This is a genomic window from Pseudomonas entomophila, assembly GCF_029478665.1.
GTDB lineage: Bacteria > Pseudomonadota > Gammaproteobacteria > Pseudomonadales > Pseudomonadaceae > Aquipseudomonas > Aquipseudomonas entomophila_F.
Window position 1 is genome coordinate 17978 of sequence record NZ_JARPQB010000042.1, and the last position, 18652, is coordinate 36629.

The 18652-nt window shown below is 66.0% G+C and carries 17 protein-coding genes and 1 other RNA gene; 7 read left to right on the forward strand and 11 right to left on the reverse strand.

Annotated features, from left to right (window positions below):
- Nucleotides 1-65: 65 nt before the first annotated feature.
- The 10 genes from gcvP to P5705_RS19725 form a co-directional block, all read right to left on the reverse strand.
- Complete coding sequence (gcvP, locus tag P5705_RS19680; protein ID WP_277462625.1) at nucleotides 66-2939, reverse strand: aminomethyl-transferring glycine dehydrogenase; 2874 nt, start codon at nucleotides 2937-2939, stop codon at nucleotides 66-68.
- A gap of 162 nt (nucleotides 2940-3101) precedes the next feature.
- The gene (gcvH, locus tag P5705_RS19685; RefSeq protein ID WP_277462626.1) at nucleotides 3102-3485 is read right to left on the reverse strand and encodes a glycine cleavage system protein GcvH; all 384 of its coding nucleotides are present in this window, start codon (nucleotides 3483-3485) and stop codon (nucleotides 3102-3104) included.
- A 47-nt stretch (nucleotides 3486-3532) separates the two neighbouring features.
- A complete protein-coding gene (gcvT, locus tag P5705_RS19690; protein ID WP_277462627.1) occupies nucleotides 3533-4615 on the reverse strand; it encodes a glycine cleavage system aminomethyltransferase GcvT in 1083 nt (360 codons plus the stop codon).
- A gap of 125 nt (nucleotides 4616-4740) precedes the next feature.
- The gene (locus P5705_RS19695) at nucleotides 4741-6363 is read right to left on the reverse strand and encodes an ABC transporter permease (protein ID WP_277462628.1); all 1623 of its coding nucleotides are present in this window, start codon (nucleotides 6361-6363) and stop codon (nucleotides 4741-4743) included.
- Between the two features lie 151 nt (nucleotides 6364-6514).
- On the reverse strand, nucleotides 6515-7516 hold the full coding sequence (locus P5705_RS19700; RefSeq protein ID WP_277462629.1) for an extracellular solute-binding protein: 1002 nt from the start codon (nucleotides 7514-7516) through the stop codon (nucleotides 6515-6517).
- A gap of 200 nt (nucleotides 7517-7716) precedes the next feature.
- Nucleotides 7717-8934 (reverse strand): 2-octaprenyl-3-methyl-6-methoxy-1,4-benzoquinol hydroxylase, encoded by a 1218-nt coding sequence (locus P5705_RS19705; protein WP_277462674.1) that lies wholly within the window; start codon nucleotides 8932-8934, stop codon nucleotides 7717-7719.
- Nucleotides 8935-8943: 9 nt separating this feature from the next.
- Entirely contained in the window at nucleotides 8944-9426 is a 483-nt protein-coding gene (locus P5705_RS19710) for a DUF4442 domain-containing protein (protein ID WP_213658816.1), read from the reverse strand.
- Nucleotides 9423-10622 carry a 2-octaprenyl-6-methoxyphenyl hydroxylase gene (ubiH, locus tag P5705_RS19715; protein ID WP_277462630.1) on the reverse strand — a complete coding sequence of 400 codons (1200 nt, stop codon included), beginning with the start codon at nucleotides 10620-10622 and terminating at the stop codon, nucleotides 9423-9425. Before ubiH ends, P5705_RS19710 begins: the two co-directional genes overlap by 4 nt.
- A complete protein-coding gene (gene pepP, locus P5705_RS19720; protein ID WP_277462631.1) occupies nucleotides 10619-11953 on the reverse strand; it encodes a Xaa-Pro aminopeptidase in 1335 nt (444 codons plus the stop codon). Before pepP ends, ubiH begins: the two co-directional genes overlap by 4 nt.
- Before the next feature lie 22 nt (nucleotides 11954-11975).
- Nucleotides 11976-12530 carry a YecA family protein gene (locus tag P5705_RS19725; RefSeq protein WP_011536294.1) on the reverse strand — a complete coding sequence of 185 codons (555 nt, stop codon included), beginning with the start codon at nucleotides 12528-12530 and terminating at the stop codon, nucleotides 11976-11978.
- A gap of 146 nt (nucleotides 12531-12676) precedes the next feature.
- Between P5705_RS19725 and P5705_RS19730 the strand changes: the two genes are divergently transcribed.
- From P5705_RS19730 to P5705_RS19745, 4 genes are all read left to right on the forward strand, one after another.
- Entirely contained in the window at nucleotides 12677-12886 is a 210-nt protein-coding gene (locus P5705_RS19730; protein WP_011536295.1) for a TIGR02449 family protein, read from the forward strand.
- On the forward strand, nucleotides 12883-13200 hold the full coding sequence (locus P5705_RS19735; RefSeq protein ID WP_277462632.1) for a cell division protein ZapA: 318 nt from the start codon (nucleotides 12883-12885) through the stop codon (nucleotides 13198-13200). Before P5705_RS19730 ends, P5705_RS19735 begins: the two co-directional genes overlap by 4 nt.
- A 17-nt stretch (nucleotides 13201-13217) precedes the next feature.
- Nucleotides 13218-13397: non-coding RNA, 6S RNA (gene ssrS / locus P5705_RS19740), on the forward strand.
- Between the two features lie 71 nt (nucleotides 13398-13468).
- A complete protein-coding gene (locus tag P5705_RS19745) occupies nucleotides 13469-14077 on the forward strand; it encodes a 5-formyltetrahydrofolate cyclo-ligase (protein ID WP_277462633.1) in 609 nt (202 codons plus the stop codon).
- A gap of 19 nt (nucleotides 14078-14096) precedes the next feature.
- Here P5705_RS19745 and P5705_RS19750 read toward each other — a convergent pair whose 3' ends face one another.
- Nucleotides 14097-14252 carry a hypothetical protein gene (locus P5705_RS19750; RefSeq protein WP_011536298.1) on the reverse strand — a complete coding sequence of 52 codons (156 nt, stop codon included), beginning with the start codon at nucleotides 14250-14252 and terminating at the stop codon, nucleotides 14097-14099.
- 175 nt (nucleotides 14253-14427) lie between these two features.
- Here P5705_RS19750 and P5705_RS19755 point away from each other — a divergent pair, with 175 nt between their 5' ends.
- From P5705_RS19755 to rbbA, 3 genes are all read left to right on the forward strand, one after another.
- Nucleotides 14428-14877: an EVE domain-containing protein gene (locus tag P5705_RS19755; protein WP_277462634.1), complete on the forward strand. Its 450-nt coding sequence runs from the start codon at nucleotides 14428-14430 to the stop codon at nucleotides 14875-14877.
- 94 nt (nucleotides 14878-14971) lie between these two features.
- Entirely contained in the window at nucleotides 14972-15931 is a 960-nt protein-coding gene (locus tag P5705_RS19760) for an HlyD family secretion protein (protein WP_277462635.1), read from the forward strand.
- A complete protein-coding gene (gene rbbA / locus P5705_RS19765) occupies nucleotides 15928-18651 on the forward strand; it encodes a ribosome-associated ATPase/putative transporter RbbA (protein WP_277462636.1) in 2724 nt (907 codons plus the stop codon). The genes P5705_RS19760 and rbbA overlap by 4 nt, the downstream gene beginning before the upstream one ends.
- The last annotated feature ends 1 nt before the right edge of the window (nucleotide 18652 follow it).

Here is an 18652-nt window from a genome sequence, read left to right on the forward strand (position 1 = left end):
GGTGCCATGCACCGCGATATCCGCATCGCGGCTGAAGCCGCTCCTACAACGAACAGCCCACCTGATTAGCGATACGCCTCCACCGGCACACACGCACAGAACAGATTCCTGTCCCCATACACGTTGTCGACCCGGTTCACCGCCGGCCAGTACTTGTGCTGGCGCGCGTGAGCGCTTGGGGCGACGCCTTGCTCAATGCTGTAGGGCCGGTCCCACGGCGCCAGCACATCGGCCAGGGTGTGCGGGGCATGCTTGAGCGGGTTGTCCTCGGCCGGCCAGCTGCCTTCCTGTACTTGACCGATTTCCGCGCGAATCGCCAGCATCGCCTCGACGAACCGATCCAGCTCCGCCTTCGACTCGCTCTCGGTGGGCTCGACCATCAGCGTGCCCGGCACCGGGAACGACATGGTCGGCGCATGGAAGCCATAGTCCATCAGGCGCTTGGCCACATCCTCCTCGCTGATGCCGGTCAGCGCCTTGAGCGGGCGCAGGTCAAGGATGCACTCGTGGGCCACACGCTCGTTGCGCCCACGGTAGAGCACCGGGAAGGCATCGCGCAGCTGGCTGGCCAGGTAGTTGGCCGAGAGGATCGCCACTTCGCTGGCGTCGGCCAGTTGCGGCCCCATCATGGCGATGTACATCCAGCTGATCGGCAGGATACTGGCACTGCCCCAGGGCGCGGCGCTGACCGCCGTCATGTTCGGGTCAAGGCCAGGCACCGGCACCACCGGGTGGCTGGCGACGAACGGCTTGAGGTGGGCACGGATGCCGATCGGCCCCATGCCCGGGCCACCACCGCCGTGGGGGATGCAGAAGGTCTTGTGCAGGTTCATGTGCGACACGTCGGCACCGATGTCGGCAGGCCGCGTCAGGCCAACCTGGGCGTTGAGGTTGGCGCCATCCATGTACACCTGGCCGCCGTGCTGATGCACCACCTCGCAGATCTCGCGGATGCCCTCTTCGTAGACGCCGTGGGTCGACGGATAGGTGACCATCAGGCAGGACAGCCGATCACCGGCCGCGTGCGCCTTGGCCTTGAGGTCTTCGAAATCGATGTTGCCCTGCTCGTCGCACTCGACGATCACCACGTCCATCCCCGCCATCTGCGCCGATGCCGGGTTGGTGCCATGGGCCGACGACGGGATCAGGCACAGGGTGCGCCTGGGCTGATGGCGGCTGCGGTGATAACGGGTAATGGCCATCAGCCCGGCATACTCGCCCTGGGCGCCGGAGTTGGGCTGCATGCAGATGGCGTCGAACCCGGTGATCGCGCACAGCCAGCTTTCCAGCTCGTCGATCATCGCCTTGTAGCCCTGCATCTGGGTGAGCGGGGCGAACGGGTGTGGTTGGGAGAATGCCGGCCAGGTGATGGGGATCATCTCGCTGGTGGCATTGAGCTTCATGGTGCAGGAGCCCAGAGGGATCATCGACTGGTTCAGCGCCAGGTCCTTGTTCTCCAGTTGCTTGAGATAACGCAGCATCTCGGTTTCGCTGTGGTGCAGGTTGAATACCGGGTGCTGCAGGATAGGCGTGCGCCGTACCAGCGCCCCGGGGATGCCTTCGGGCAGCGCCTTCTGGTCCAGCTCGGCGATATCCAGCCCGTGGTCGACCCCCAGGAAAATGTCGAACAGCTTGTACACCGTCGCTTCGTCACAGGTTTCGTCCAGGCTGACCCCCAGGTGCCCGCGCCCGAGGATGCGCAGGTTGATGCGCGCATCCTCGGCGCTGCTGATGATCGCTGCCTGGGTGCCACCGACGTCCAGCGTGAGGGTGTCGAAGAAGTGCTGGTTGAGGCGTTTGATGCCCTTGGCCTCGAGCCCGGCGGCGAGGATGAAGGTCAGCCGGTGCACGCGCTGGGCGATGCGCTGCAGGCCTTCGGGGCCGTGGTAGACGGCGTAGAAGCCGGCAATGTTGGCCAATAGCACCTGCGCCGTGCAGATGTTGGAGTTGGCCTTCTCGCGGCGGATATGTTGCTCGCGGGTCTGCAGGGCCATGCGCAGCGCGGTGTTGCCACGGGCATCGCGGGACACACCGATGATGCGCCCGGGCATGGCCCGCTTGAAGTCGTCGCGGCAGGCGAAATAGGCCGCATGGGGCCCGCCGTAGCCCATGGGCACGCCGAAGCGCTGGGTCGAACCGAGCACCACGTCCGCCCCCAGCTCGCCCGGTGGCGTGAGCACCACCAGGCTGAGGATGTCCGCGGCCACGCAAGCCAACGCCTGCTGGCCGTGCAACTGGTCGATGAGGGGGCGCAGGTCACGCACTTCGCCATGGCTGTCCGGGTACTGCAGCAAGGCCCCGAATACCTTGTGCTTGGCCAGGTTATCCACAGAATCGATGATCAGTTCGAAGCCGAAGCCCTCGGCGCGGGTCTTGAGTACCGACAGCGTCTGTGGATGGCAATGCTCGTCGGCGAAGAAGGCGTTGCTCTTGCTGCGCGCCACACGCTTGGCCAGGGCCATGGCTTCGGCGGCGGCGGTGGCCTCGTCGAGCAACGAGGCATTGGCCAGGGCCAGGCCGGTCAAGTCGATGACCATTTGCTGGAAATTCAGCAACGCCTCCAGGCGCCCTTGGGCGATCTCCGGTTGATACGGCGTGTAGGCGGTGTACCAGCCCGGGTTCTCCAGCACATTGCGCAGGATGACCGTGGGGGTGACGGTGGCGTGGTAGCCCATGCCGATCAGGCTGGTCCACAGCTGGTTCTGCGCGGCGTAGCTGGCGAGCTTGTCGAGTGCGGCCTGTTCGTCGAGGGCTGGCGGCAGGTCGAGAGGACGGTTGAGGCGAATGCCGGGCGGCACCGTCTGTTCGATCAGCTCATCGCGGCTGGCCACACCCAGTGCCTCGAGCATGGCCTGCTGCTCCGGGCCGTCGGGGCCCAGGTGGCGACGCAGGAAAGGGTTGGGCTCTTGCAGTTGACTCAGGGATGGCGACTGGGACATGGCGACGATCTCTTCCTGGACCAGTTCTCTTGGAGACTTACAAGTCTAGGAAGGGATCGGGGATGTTGCGGGAAAACTTGTGAAGCCTGTTCGCCAGCAAGGCTGGCTCCTACATGAACGCGTGCATCCTCTGTAGGAGCCAGCCTTGCTGGCGAACCACGATCACTCGCCGATCGCCGCCTTGTACCCAGCCGCATCCAGCAGCTTGTCCAACTCGGCCTTGTCGCTCGGCTTCAGCTTGAAGATCCACGCATCGTAGGGTTCTTCGTTCAGCAGCTCCGGGCTATCGGCCAGCTCTTCGTTGACCGCGATCACTTCACCACCCACCGGCGCATAGATGTCCGAAGCGGCCTTGACCGACTCGACCACGCCTGCGGCGTCGCCAGCCGCGAACACCTTGCCGACTTCGGCCAGCTCGACGAACACCACGTCACCCAGGGCTTGCTGGGCATGGTCGCTGATGCCCACGGTCACAGTGCCATCGGCTTCCAGGCGCGCCCACTCATGACTTTCGGCAAAACGCAGGTCGGCGGGGATATTGCTCATGTCTTGTCTTCCTCGATTGGGTCAGCGGACGGCCCGCCGTTAAATGTTCAGATCAGTATCTTGCCGTGGCGCACGAAGGTCGGCTTGACCACCCGCACCGGGTACCACTTGCCGCGGATTTCCACCTCGGCACGATCACCGGTAGCCATGGGCACGCGCGCCAGGGCAATGGATTTGCTCAGCGTAGGCGAGAAACTACCACTGGTGATCTCCCCTTCGCCAATACCGGATACGCGAACCACCTGATGGGCGCGCAACACGCCGCGCTCCTCGAGCACCAGGCCGACCAGTTTTTCCTTCACGCCCTGCTCGATTTCCGCCAGCAGGCCGCCGCGGCCAACGAACTCGCGGCCAGCCGGCTCCCAGGCGACGCTCCAGCCAAGATTGGAGGTAAGGGGGGTGTGGGTTTCGTCGATATCCTGGCCGTACAGGTTCATGCCGGCTTCCAGGCGCAGCGTGTCGCGGGCACCCAGGCCACTGGGGGCGATGCCCGCGCCGACCAGGTCGTTGAAGAAGGCCGGGGCCTGTTCGCCGGGGAGGATGATTTCGAGGCCGTCCTCACCGGTGTACCCCGTGCGGGCGATGAACCAGTCACCTTCGGCGAAGCCCTCGAACGGACGTAGTGCGCGGATCAGCGCGGCACGCGGCGCGCTGACCAGGGCGGCGACCTTTTCACGGGCTTGAGGGCCTTGAATCGCGAGGATCGCCAGCTCCGGACGGGGGGTGAAACTGACCTTGAAGCCAGCGCTCTGCGCCTGCAGCCAGGTCAGCACCTTGTCGCGAGTGGCGGCGTTGGCCACCAGGCGGTAGCCATCTTCGGTGCGGTAGGCAATCAGGTCGTCGATGACCCCGCCTCCATGATTGAGCAACGGGCTGTATAGCGCCTTGCCAGGGCTTTCCAGGCGCGTCACGTCATTGGCGAGCAGGTGCTGCAGCCAGGGCGTGGCGGCACAGCCTTCGATATCGATGACGGTCATGTGCGAGACATCGAAGACCCCGCAGTCACTGCGCACCTGATGGTGCTCCTCGACCTGCGAGCCGTAGTGCAGGGGCATGTCCCAACCGCCGAAGTCGACCGTCTTGGCGCCAAGCGCCAGGTGCAGGTCATACAGAGGCGTACGCTGTCCCATGGGTTTCTCCTTCCGGGCGTGGCGAGGCGGCGGCGGGCGGCAATTGTTTATTGATCACCTGTTCTTGTAGGAACCGCCGCTGCGAATGCCGCGCATTGTAGCCGCAAGGAAGCGCCCTGGCACCCTTATCGCCGATGCCCCGGACGATGGGCCGAGCGACGGATCAGGCCGATCACCGGCAGCAAACCGACCAGCACCAGGGTCAGCGCCGGCAACGAAGCCCGCGCCCATTCACCCTCGCTGGTCATCTCGAACACGCGCACGGCCAGGGTGTCCCAGCCGAACGGGCGCATCAGCAAGGTGGCCGGCATTTCCTTCAGCACATCGACGAACACCAGCAATGCGGCGCTCAGGGCTCCGGGCACCAGCAACGGCAGATACACCTTGAAAAACAATCCTGGCCCGCCAACGCCGAGGCTGCGCGAAGCCTCCGGCAAGGAGGGCCGGATGCGCTCCAGGCTGCTTTCCAGCGGCCCGTAGGCGACCGCGATGAAGCGCACCAGATAGGCCAACAGCAGCGCCGACAAGCTGCCCAGCAACAGCGGCTTGCCCGCACCGCCCAGCCATTGCGACAGCGGTATCACCAACTGGTTGTCCAGGTAGCTGAACGCCAGCATGATCGACACGGCCAGCACCGAGCCGGGCAACGCGTAGCCCAGGTTGGCCAGCCCGACCCCGGCACGAATCCCCGTGGTGGGCGCCTGGCGGCGGGCGAAGGCCAGCAGCATGGCCACGCTGACCGTGATCAACGCGGCCATGCCACCCAGATACAGGGTGTGCATGACCAGCCCGACATAGCGCTCGTCCAGGTCGTGCCGACCTCGCTGCCAGAACCACGCCAGCAGTTGCAGCAGCGGGATGACGAAGGCGCAGGCGAACACCAGCAGGCACCAGGCGCAGGCGGCAAACGCCTTGATACCGCGCAGGTGGTAAAGCGCCTGCCCCCGTGGCCGTTCATTGCCACTGCGGCTGGCCCCCCGGGCGCGGCGCTCGCCGTACAACACCAGGATGACCGCCAGCAACAGCAGGCTGGCCAGTTGCGCCGCGCTGGACAGGCTGAAGAAACCGTACCAGGTCTTGTAGATGGCCGTGGTGAAGGTGTCGAAGTTGAACACCGACACCGCGCCGAAATCGGCCAGGGTTTCCATCAGCGCCAGGGCGATACCCGCGCCGATGGCCGGGCGCGCCATGGGCAGGGCTACACGCCAGAACGCTTGCAGGGGGGACAACCCAAGCACCCGCGCCGCTTCCATCAGGCCCTTGCCCTGGGCCAGGAACGCGGTGCGTGCCAGCAGGTAGACATAGGGGTAGAACACCAGCACCAGCACCGTGATCACCCCGCCGGTGGAGCGTACCCGTGGCAGGCGTATGGGCCCGAACACTTCGCGCAACGCCGTCTGCACGGGGCCGGCGAAATCCAGCAGGCCGACGAAGACGAATGCCAGTACGTAAGCCGGGATGGCGAACGGCAGCATCAACGCCCAGTCGAGCCAACGCCGGCCCGGGAATTCACAAAGGCTGGTGAGCCAGGCCAGGCTCACCCCCAGCACCGTGACGCCGACACCAACCCCCAGCACCAGTGTGAGGGTGTTGCCCAGCAGGCGGCCCATCTGGGTGTCGAGCAGGTGCGACCAGATCTGCGTGTCGACCGACTGCCATGAGATCAGCAGGACGCTCAGCGGCAGCAGGACCAGGGCAGCGGTGAGGAAGACCGGGAGGTACCAGCGGCGTTGGGGGGTATGAAGCAATGCAGGAGTCTCGGTTGCAGGTGGCGACCGCTGCGCGGTCGTTCGCGGCTGAAGCCGCTCCTACAAGGGACCATGCAATCCCTGCAACCTGTAGGAGCGGCTTCAGCCGCGATGGGGCCCTTGAAGGCCCCGAAAGGATAAGCCGTGAAACTCAGTTCCAGCCAGCCCGGTCCATCAAGCGAATGGCTTCGGCCTGGCGCTTGCCGGCAACCTCGACCGGAATGCTGTCGGCCTTGAAGCTACCCCACGCCGCCACTTCCTCGGAAGGCTTGACCTTCGGGTTGGCCGGGAATTCCTGGTTGATGTCGGCAAACAGCTTCTGCGCCTCTTCGCCGGTCATCCACTCGACCAGCTTCTTCGCCGCCTCTGGATGCGGCGCATGCTTGGTCAGGCCGATGCCCGACAGGTTGACATGCACGCCACGGTCGCCCTGATTCGGCCAGAACAACTTCACCGGCAGGTTCGGCTTCTCCTTGTGCAGGCGGCCGTAGTAGTAGGTATTGACGATGCCCACGTCGCACTGGCCGGCGGCGATGGCCTGGAGCAAGGCGGTGTCGTCGGAGAACACGTCGGTGGAGAGGTTGTTGACCCAGCCCTTGACCAGCTTCTCGGTCGCGGCCTCGCCGTGGTTCTCGATCAGGGTGGCGGTCAGCGACTGGTTGTAGACCTTCTTCGCCGTGCGCAGGCACAGGCGGCCTTCCCAGTTCTTGTCGGCCAGGGCCTCGTAGGTGCTCAGCTCGGACGGCTTGACCCGTTCGGTGGAGTAGACGATGGTCCGCGCGCGCAGGCTGAGGCCGGTCCAGTCATGGGACGAGGCGCGGTACTGCGAAGGAATGTTCTGGTCGATGATGGCCGACTTGATCGGTTGCAGGATGCCCATCTGCTCGGCCTGCCAGAGGTTGCCGGCATCGACGGTGAGCAGCAGGTCGGCCACGCCGTTCTCGCCCTCGGCCTTGATGCGCTGCATCAGCGGGGCTTCCTTGTCGGTGATGAACTTGATCTTCACCCCGGTCTTGGCGGTGTAGGCGTCGAATACCGGCTTGATCAGTTCGTCGATGCGCGAGGAGTACACCACCACTTCATCCGCCGCCTGGGCGGTACCGCCGAACAACGTGAGGGCCAGGGCGGCCAGTAGGGGCTTGCGGGATAACATTCGGAGCACTCCTCGCTGAGTTGAGAGGTGCAAATGGTAGTGGTTCCCATTTTGTGGCTCATCTGTCGAGCAGTTACCAGATGTTGCTGGGGACTGCTACGCAGTCCTTTCGCGGCACAAGGCCGCTCCTACAGAGATTGCGCAGAACCTGTAGGAGCGGCCTTGTGCCGCGAAAGGGCCGCAACGCGGCCCCGGCCATCTCAAGCCTTGGCCAACTCCGGCAGATCCCCGGACAACCCCAACGCCTGGCGCACGAACAACGCCTTGGCCTCGGGCATCTGCTCCACCAGCTTCAACCCGCTGTTGCGCAACCAGCGCAGCGGCAACGGATTGGCCTGGAACAACCGCTCGAAACCTTCCATCGCCGCCATCAGCGCCAGGTTGTGCGGCATCCGCCGCCGCTCGAAGCGGCTCAGCACCTTCACATCGGCCAAGCGCTCGCCACGTTCGCAGGCCCGCACCAACTCTTCGGCCAGCACCGCGGCATCGAGGAAGCCCAGGTTCACCCCCTGCCCCGCCAGCGGGTGAATGGTGTGGGCCGCATCGCCGATCAGCGCCAGCCCTTCCTCCACGTAACGTTTGGCGTGGCGCTGGCGCAGTGGCACGCAGACCCGTGGGTCCGCCTGCAGCACCTCGCCCAGGCGGCCCTCGAAGGCCCGCTCCAGCGCCTTGCAGAACGCCTCGTCATCCATCGCCATGGCCTGCTCGGCCTGCTCCGGCGTGGTCGACCAGACGATCGAGCACCAGTCCTGCCGGCCGTCGCGATCAAGCGGCAGGAAGGCCAGCGGCCCCTCGTCGGTGAAGCGCTGCCAGGCCGTGGCCCGGTGTGCTTCGCTGCAACGCACGCTGGTGACGATGGCGTGGTGCAGGTAATCCCACTCTCGGGTCTCGCTCCCCGCCAGGCGCCGCACCGCCGAGTTGGCGCCGTCGGCGGCGATCACCAACGACGAACGCAGCTGGCGGCCATCGGCCAGGGTCAGCAGCCATTCGTCGCCGGAACGGCGCAATTGCTCCAGGCGGGCGTTGGGCAGCAGGCCGACATCGCTGTCGTGCAGGCGCTCCAGCAGGCCGTCCTGGACCACGCGGTTCTCGACGATATGGCCCAGCACCTGGGCATGCACACTGGCCGCCGAGAAGTGAATCTCGCCAGTGCCACTGCCATCCCAGACACGCATGTGCGAATACGGCGATACGCGCCGCCGGGCGATGCCCTCCCAGGCCCCCACACGCTCGAGGATGCGCTGGCTGGCCGCCGACAAAGCACTGACCCGCGGCTCGAACGCCGCGTCGCTATCGAAGGGTTTGACCGACAGCGGGCCGCCGTCGAGCAGGAGGACTTCCAGGCCGCTGTGGCGCAAGGCCAGGGCCAGGGCGCTGCCGACCATACCGGCACCGACAATCAACAGATCCGCGCGCATTTCCATGCCTTACGCCTGCCTCGCTTGCGGCTTGAGCCGCACATATAGGGTTTTGTCGACCCGCGCCACCAGCTCGCCGGCGCCATCGCGGATCTCCACCTGCAACCGGGGCAGGTATTTCTTGCCGCTGGCGGTCTGCTGGCGGATGTCGTCCAGCAGCGCGTCATCGACGTGCAGTTCGGCATACACCGGGCCCTTGCCCGGCGAGATGAAATCAATGCTGGCGGCCTTGTCCCAGACGATGTACTCGCGCCCCAGCTGCTCGATCAGCAGCAGCATGTAGAACGGGTCGACCATCGAATACAGGCTGCCGCCGAACTGGGTGCCGACGTAGTTGCGATTCCACCGCGTCAGCTTCATGCGCACCTTGACGCGGCGCATGTCCGGGCTGATTTCCTGGATGTGGATACCAGCACCGAGGTAAGGCGGGTAGAGGTTCAGCAGCCAACGCAGCATGCGGGCCCGGCGTGCGAGCTTGCGGGAATCGCTCATGCCCGGCCTCGCGGGTCGGGGCGCGTACCCAGGCCCATGGCCTGGCGGGCGAACCAGCTTTTCGCCGGGGGCAGCAGGTCAAGGCCGAGCAAGCCGATATTGCGCCCAGCCGCCATCAAGGGCTGGTTGCTGCCGAACAGGCGGGTGACCTGGTCGGAGAAGCCGATGGTCATCGCCTGGTCGAGGCGTTGGCGCTTCTGGTAGACCTGCAGCGTGGCCAGGTCGCCGGGTAGCTGCGGGCCGGCCAGCAACGCCTCGGCCAGCGACTGCACATCGCGCAGCGACAGGTTGAATCCCTGGCCGGCAATCGGGTGCAGGCTGTGGGCGGCGTTGCCCAGCACCACCAGGTGCGGGCGCACCTGCTCCTCGGCCTCGACCAGCGCCAGCGGATACAGATGGCGGGCGCCCACCTGGCGCAACGCGCCCAGGCGATAGCCGAAGGCCTCCTGCAGCTCGCGCAGGAAACTGCGCTCGTCGAGTTCGGCCAGGCGCCTGGCGTCCATCCCCTGGCGGGTCCAGACCAGCGCGCAGCGGTTCTCGGAAAGCGGCAGCAACGCCATCGGGCCCTGCTCGGTGAAGCGTTCGAAGGCTTGCCCGCCGTGTGCCTCGCCCGGGGTGATGTTGGCAATCAGCGCGCTCTGGTCATAGGGCGTGCGGCGCACATGGATGCCCAACTGCTCGCGCAGGCCCGAGCGACCACCATCGGCCAGTACGGCCAGGTCGCATTCAAGCGAGGTGTCGTCGTCCAGTTGCAGGCGATAACCACCGGCAATGGCCTGCATGGCCTTCACTTCCGCCGGGCAACGCCAACTGATCACCTCGCGGTCGATGGACTGCCACAGGCACTGGCCAAGCCAGGCGTTCTCCACCACATAGCCGAGCGCCTGGACGCCCTCCTCGCTGGCGTCCAGGCGCGTGGCACCAAAGCGCCCACGGTCGGAAACCTGAATCTGCAGGATCGGCTCGGCACGACGGCTGATGGCCTGCCACAGCCCCAACTGCTCGTAGATTTGCCGAGTGCCATAGGAGAGCGCCGAGGATCGCGCGTCGTAGCTGGGCTGGAAGCTGTCGCCCGGGGCGAAAGGTTCGATCAGCAGGATTTTCCAGCCGCGCGCCTTGGCCGCGGCCTGCAGGGTCAACGCCAGGCTGGCGCCAACCAGCCCGCCACCGATGATCGCCAGATTGACCCGGTTCATGCGGCATCCTCGCGGGCACCGAGCATCAATGCCTCGATGTCGGCGACGGTCTTGGGGACGCCTGAAGTGAGGATTTCACAACCTTGCCTGGTGACTACCACGTCGTCCTCGATCCTTACGCCGATGCCGCGCCATTTCTTCGCGACGTTCTGGTTGTCGGCGGCAATGTAGATGCCGGGTTCGACGGTCAGCGCCATGCCCGGCTCGAGCACCCGCCACTGGCCGCCGACCTTGTATTCGCCCACGTCGTGCACGTCCATGCCCAGCCAGTGCCCGGCGCGGTGCATGTAGAAGGCGCGATGGGCTTCGCTGTCGATCAGCGCCTGTACCTCGCCCTTGAGCAGGCCCAGCTCCACCAGGCCTTCGGTGATCACCCGCACGGTCGCCTCGTGGGCGTGGTTCCAGTGCTTGCCCGGGGCGATCACCGCGAACGCGGCTTCCTGGGCCTTGAGCACCAGCTCGTAGATGGCCTTCTGCTCCGGCGAGAAGCGCCCACTGACCGGGAAGGTGCGGGTGATGTCGCTGGCGTAGCAGTCAATCTCGCAACCGGCGTCGATCAGTACCAGGTCACCGTCCTTGAGCGGCGCATCGTTCTGCTGGTAATGCAGGATGCAGCTGTTGCGCCCGGCCGCGACGATCGAGCCGTACGCCGGCATCTTCGCCCCGCCCTTGCGGAATTCGTAGTCGAGCTCGGCTTCCAGGCTGTACTCGTGCAACCCCGCACGGCACGCCTGCATGGCGCGGACGTGGGCGCGGGCGGAGATTGCCGCGGCCTCGCGCATCACCTTCACTTCCGCCGCCGATTTATACAGGCGCATGTCGTGCAGCAGATGATCCAGGGCAACGAACTCGTTCGGCGGCTGGGCACCGAGGCGGGCCTTCGAACGGATCACGTTGATCCAGTCCATCAGCCGCCGGTCGAACTCGGCATTGCTGCCCATGGCGCTGTATACCCGCTCGCGGCCCTCGATCAGGCCGGGCAGGATTTCGTCGATATCGGTGATGGGGAAGGCGTCGTCGGCGCCGAAGTCGCGCATCGCGCCTTCCTGGCCGGCGCGCAGGCCATCCCATTGCTCGCGCTCAGGGTTGCGCTCACGGCAGAACAGCACGTATTCACCGTGCTCGCGGCCGGGGATCAGCGCGATCACCGCCTCGGGCTCGGGGAAGCCGCTGAGGTACTGGAAATCGCTGTCCTGGCGATAGACGTGCTCGACGTCGCGGTTGCGGATGGCGACCGCGGCGGCCGGCAGGATGGCGATGCTGTTGGGGACCATCTGCGCCATCAGCGCCTTGCGCCGACGGGCGTACTCCGCCTTGGGTATGTGGCTCATGGGCAAACGACCCCGGTTCAGATCAGTGCAGCGATGGCTTGGTGGCGGGCGCTTCCGGCTTCGCCAGCTCCGTGTAGAGCAGCAGCGGCGCTACACGCAGGTATTCCATGACTTCCATGTAGTCGTTTTCGCCGTCTTCGGACTCTTCCAGCGCTTCCTGGACCTGCGAGATGGCCACCAGGTCCTGGAGCACTTCCTTCGCGTCGGTGGACAAGTCCTTGCCGCCGGCGTTCAAGCCGAAACCGGTAATGAAACCCTGGCACCACTGGCCCAGCGCGGCGGCGCGGTCGGCCAGCGCGGCATCGTCGGACGGCAGCAGCAGGACGATGGCGACGTCCTCGCCGGTCAGTTCGGCCTTGACCATCTCTTGCAGGCCGACCAGGGCGTTGCGAACGGTGTCGCCGGGCTCGGTTTCGAGCAACTGGGCCGCATCGGCCAGCCAGGCGTCGGCGTCAAAGCCGGCGCCGGCGCAGCTGCGGCCGATCAGCAGGCCATGCAGCTCGGCGGGAGTGACAGGGTGGCCATTGCTCGAGAGCAACATGGCGAAGGCAATGTAGGGCGATTGGGTATTGGGCATGGGCAGCTAGGCGCCAGACGGCGCAATGACTAGAATGGAGACCTTGTATCCTAGCACCGGCAGGCGCGCCAAGACCATCGGCACTGGCCGTCTCGCCCCTGGGGCAGGCATGATCGCCAGGTGAGTCAAGGAATCGAGTGCAACCCATGCAAGAGAACGACCTGCAAGCGCTGATGAGCCGGTTCGAGCTGCTGATCGAGCGCGTCGAGCAACTAAAACGGCAAAATGCACTCCTACTAGCTCAGGAACGATCCTGGCGCGAGGAGCGCGCCCACCTCATCGAAAAGAACGAGATCGCCAAACGCAAGATCGAGTCGATGATCTTGCGCCTCAAGGCCCTGGAGCAAGACTCATGAGTTCAAGCAATAGCGTCACCGTTCAGATCCTCGACAAGGAATACTCGATCATCTGCCCGCCCGAGGAGCGCAACAACCTGGTCGGTGCCGCGCGCTATCTGGACGGCAAGATGCGCGAGATCCGCAGCAGCGGCAAGGTGATCGGCGCCGACCGCATCGCCGTGATGGCCGCGCTGAACATCACCCACGAGCTGCTGCACCGCCAGGAACGCCCGGAAGTCGCCAGCGGCGGCACCACCCGCGAGCAGGTGCGCGACCTGCTGGAACGGGTCGATCAGGCACTGGCCGACGATCCGGTTAGCAAAAACGATTGAGATTGGTATACTGGCGCCACTCCCTGGGGGATGCGCCAGTCGGTTATGTCCCTGAGCCGATACGCACAACCACGGGGGTTGCACGCTGGGGCCGGTGTGCATGTCCGCCCGACGGAAAGCCTTAACGCCCCCTGCAATCTCCACCTTGAACTTTCGGGTTCAAGGGCTACACCGATAGCGGTCTTGTCGGGGAGCCTGAATTCTATTGCCCGCCTTCCTGGCGGGCATTTCGTTTTGGCCGCCAGCCTCATTGGGGACCGCCCGTGCCATGACCGACATCGCGCCGCTCACCCGCCCCCAGCTGCGCCGCCTGCTGCGCAACGCCCGTCGTGCACTGACACCCGCCCAGCAACGCCAGGCTGCAATCGGCCTGTACCGCCAGTTGGCGCAGGACCCATTGTTCCGCCGCGCCCGGCATATCGCCCTGTACCTGCCCAACGACGGCGAAATCGACCCACGCCTGCTGCTGCGCGAAGCCCATAAGCGCGGTAAACAGGTGTACCTGCCCGTACTGCACGCCTGGCCTCGCACACGCATGGTGTTCCAGCGCTTCGAGCCGGGCGAGAAACTGCGCCCCAACCGCTTCCGCATCGCGGAGCCGGTGATCGAACGCAAGCGTCAACGACCGGTCTGGGCGCTGGATCTTGTCCTGCTGCCGCTGGTCGGGTTCGATGAAGTGGGCGGTCGCCTGGGCATGGGGGGCGGTTTCTACGACCGCAGCCTGGCCTATCAGGCACGCCGCAAGGCCTGGAAGAAACCACTGCTGCTGGGGCTGGCGCACGAATGCCAGAAGGTGGAGCGGCTGGCCCAGGCGAGCTGGGATGTACCCTTGCGCGGAACGGTCTCGGACCGTGGCAGGTACCTGGCGCCGAAATGAACGGGCGCGAAAAGGGGGATCAGCGGTGCTGCTGTTGCGCGGGATCGACCGGGGCCTGTTGATAGGCGGCGTCCAGCTTGCGCTCCCACAACCCCTGGGCGTAACCGGTGGTGACCACACCCAGACCGAAGATGAAGGCCAGGATCCAGAGCAGGTCCGGTTTACGTTGTTTCATCGATTGCCCCCAAGAAGATGGTCCATGCTCGGCGGCTTTCTTGATGGCTGCCGGAGCGTCTAGCTTTAAAATCGGCGCATTTTCCGACAACGTGAGTCGACACGCAAACGTTGACGCCAACCGACTGTCGGTTTCATGCAACGATTTATTTCAAACCCTTTCAGGAGCTGCATCCATGGCCTATTGGCTGATGAAATCCGAGCCCGACGAGCTGTCGATCGAGGCATTGGCACGCCTGGGCGAGGCCCGCTGGGACGGCGTGCGCAACTACCAGGCACGCAATTTCCTGCGGGCCATGAGCGTAGGCGACGAGTTCCTGTTCTACCACTCCAGCTGCCCGCAACCGGGCGTCGCCGGTATCGCCCGGATCACCGCCGCCGCTTATCCGGACCCCACGGCGCTGGACCCTGAAAGCCACTACTTCGACACAAAGGCCAGCACCGAGAAAAACCCGTGGAGCGCGGTGGACGTGGCCCATGTGCAGACGTTCCGCCGGGTGCTCGGCCTGGGCCTGCTCAAGCAGCAGGTGGCCCTGGGGGCACTGCCTCTGGTGCAGAAAGGCACCCGCCTGTCAGTGATGCCAGTGACTCCGGAGCAGTGGGCGGCGATTCTCGCGCTGAGCTGAATACCCGTCTATCGTCAGGGGTTTGACCAATATCAACGCACCAGGAAGTGCGTCGCGCCAGGATTGAGGCGTGCAAGCCGCAGGATGCAGACCGATGAACCGAATCGCCCCCAGAATCTTCGCTGGCGCCCTGATCGCCCTGCTGCTGGCGGCGGGTGGGCTGGGTTACTGGAAATCCCTCCACGACCGCCTGCCCGAAGGCTTGAGCATGGGCAATGGCCGCCTCGAGTCCACCGAAGTACAGATCGCCAGCAAGGTTCCCGGCCGCCTGGCCGAGGTACTGGTCGATGAAGGCGACAAGGTCAGCCGTGGCCAACTGCTGGCGCGCATCGACACCCGCACGATGGAAGCCCAACGCGCCCAGGCCGAGGCCGAAGTGCTGCGCGCCAACGAAAACTACGCCGCCGCCCAGGCCAGCGTGCAATTGCGTCAAAGCGAGTTGCTATTGGCCAGCCAGGAGCTCAAGCGGGTGCGCGAGATCTACCAGCGCAAATTCGCCAGCCAGCAATTGCTCGACCAGCAGCAAGCCCGCTACGACACCGCCAACGCCGCCGTGGTCGCCGCCCGGGCGCAACTGGCGGCAATCAAGGCCGCCATCGGCGCCGCCGAGGCCCAGGTCGCCCAGCTCACCAGCGAGATCGACGACAGCAGCCTGCGCGCGCCCATCGACGGCATCATCCAGCTGCGCCTGGCCGAGCCCGGCGAAGTGCTCGGCGCCGGCGGCCGGGTATTGATGCTGATCGACCCCAGCGACCAGTACATGAACCTCTACCTGCCTGCCGCCACCACCGGGCGGCTGACAGTCGGCGACCAGGCGCGGATCGTCCTCGACGCCCTGCCGGAGAAGGCCTTGCCGGCCAAAGTGGCGTTCGTCGCGGCGAAGGCGCAGTTCACCCCGAAACAGGTGGAGACCCGTGACGAGCGGCAGAAACTGGTGTTCCGGGTGAAGCTGCGCCTGAGTGAACCCAGCGCCGTGCCCCAGGCCAAGCCCGGCATGCCCGGCGCCGGCTACGTGCGCACCGCCGACGTGGGCTGGCCGGCCAACCTGCAATGAGCGCCGCCCCAGCGCTGCTGGCTGAGCGCATCAGCCACCGCTACGGTGAACTCCAGGCCTTACGGGACGTGGCCTTCAGCCTGCCGGCCGGCACCCGCTGCGGCCTGATCGGCCCGGATGGCGCAGGCAAGTCGACACTGCTCGGGCTGATCGCCGGGGTCAAGCGCCTGCAACAGGGTGAGCTGCAGGTGCTTGGCGGCCCGATTCGCCAGCGCCGCCACCGCACCGCGCTGTACCCCAGGGTCGCGTTCATGCCCCAGGGCCTGGGTAACAACCTGTACCCGGAGCTGTCGATCCGCGAGAACATCCAGTTCTTCGCCACCCTGTTCGGCCTGGGCCGCGCCGAATGCCGCCTGCGCATGGCCAGCCTGCTGCGCGCCACCGACCTGGAACGCTTTGCCGAACGCCCGGCGGGCAAGCTGTCCGGTGGCATGAAGCAGAAGCTCGGTTTGTGTTGCGCGTTGATCCACGAACCGGACCTGCTGATCCTCGATGAGCCGACCACCGGCGTCGACCCGCTGTCGCGGCGGCGCTTCTGGGAGCTGGTGGAGCAGGTCCGCGCCCAGCGTCCACAATTGACCCTGCTGGTGGCCACCGCTTACATGGAAGAGGCCGAGCAGTTCGAGCACTGCCTGATGCTCGACGGCGGGCGCCTGCTGGCAGCCGGAACCAGCCAGGAGCTGGCCGCCGTAACCGCGAGTGGCAAGCTGGATGACGCCTTCACCCACTTCCAGGGTGCCGGCCGTGAACAGCCCACTCCCCTGCACATTCCGCCCCGCAAGGCCGAGGACAGCCCGACCGCCATCGAAGCCCACGACCTGACCCTGCGCTTCGGCGACTTCACCGCCGTGAACAAGGTCAGCTTCGCCATCGGCCGTGGCGAGATCTTCGGCTTCCTCGGCTCCAACGGCTGCGGCAAGACCACCACCATGAAAGTGCTCACCGGCCTGATGCCGGCCACCGAGGGCCGCGCCAGCCTGCTCGGGCGCCCGGTGGACGCCGGCGACCTGGCCACGCGCAAACGGGTGGGGTTCATGTCCCAGAGCTTTTCCCTGTATGGCGAGCTGAGTACCCGACAGAACCTCGAGCTGCACGCACGCCTGTTCGACCTGGCCAAGGCCGACAGCGCCCCGCGCATCGCCGAGTTGATCGAACGTTTCGACCTCGGCGCGATTGCCGACCAACCGTCCGGCGCCCTGCCCCTGGGCTTGCGCCAGCGCCTGTCGCTGGCCGTGGCGGTGCTGCACCGCCCGGAAGTGCTGATCCTCGATGAACCAACTTCCGGCGTCGACCCGGCCGCCCGCGACGGCTTCTGGCGCTTGCTGGTGGAGCTGTCCCGCGAGCAGGGCGTGACCATCTTCCTCTCCACCCACTTCATGAACGAAGCCCTGCGTTGCGACCGCATCTCGCTGATGCACGCCGGCCGGGTGCTGGCCTGCGACACCCCGCAGGCGCTGCAGCGGCAGTTCGGCGGCGACACCCTGGAAGACGCCTTCGTGCGCTGCCTCGAACAGGCCCAGGACACGCCAACCCAGGCCCAGGCCGACACAGGGCTGGAACAGGCCGGCACGCCTCCACCCCCCCTGCGCCAGGCCTTCAGCCTGCGCCGCCTGCTGGCGGTGGCCAGCCGCGAGGGCAAGGAGCTGCTGCGCGACAAGGTGCGCCTGGCCTTTGCCCTGCTCGGGGCGCTGTTCATGATGGTGATCTTCGGCTACGGCATTTCGCTGGACGTGGAGAACCTGGCCTTCGCCGTCTACGACCAGGACCAGAGCCCGCAAAGCCGCGCCTACCTCGAAGCCTTCCGCGGCTCACGCTACTTCGCCGAACAAGCGCCCATACGCGATGCCCGCCAGCTGCACCAGCGCCTGCAACGCTCGGAGATCAAGCTGGCCCTGGAGATCCCACCAGGCTTCGGCCGCGACCTGCACGCCGGCCGCCAGCCAGTGGTGGCGGCCTGGCTCGACGGCGGCATGCCGTTCCGCGCCGAGACCAGCCGCAACTATGTCGAGGCCGTGCACCAGGCCAACCTCGAACAGCTCGCCGCCCTCAGCCCGCACCCGGTGTCGCGCCAACAGCCCGTGCGCCTGGAGACGCGCTTTCGCTACAACCAGGACGTGGTCAGCGTCAACGCCATCGGCCCCGGGGTGATGGCGCTGATCCTGGCGTTCATCCCGGCCATGCTCACCGCGCTGGGGATCGTGCGGGAAAAGGAATTGGGCTCGATCACCAACTTCTATGCCACCCCGCTCACCCGCCTGGAGTTCCTGCTCGGCAAGCAGGCGCCCTACCTGGCGGTGAGCCTGGTCAACCTCGCGCTGCTGGTGGCGATGAACCGCTGGCTGTTCGGCGTGCCGCTCAAGGGCAGCCCGCTGGCCCTGGCCTGCGGTGGCCTGGCCTACCTGCTGGCGACCACCAGCCTGGGGTTGTTGATCTCGGCCTTCACCCGCACGCAGATCGCGGCGATCCTCGGCACCATGATCATCACCAGCCTGCCGACCATCCAGTTCTCCGGGCTGATCGTGCCGCGTTCATCGCTGGACGGTTCGGCGGCGCTCATGGGCCAGCTGTTCCCGGCCGGGTACTTCCTCGACATTGCCGTCGGCACCTTCACCAAGGCCCTGGGCCTGCGCGAGCTGTGGCCACAGTGCCTGATCCTGCTGGGCTTCTTTGCTGCCTTCACCGGCCTGAGCCTGGCCATGCTGAAGAAGCAGGAGGCCTGAG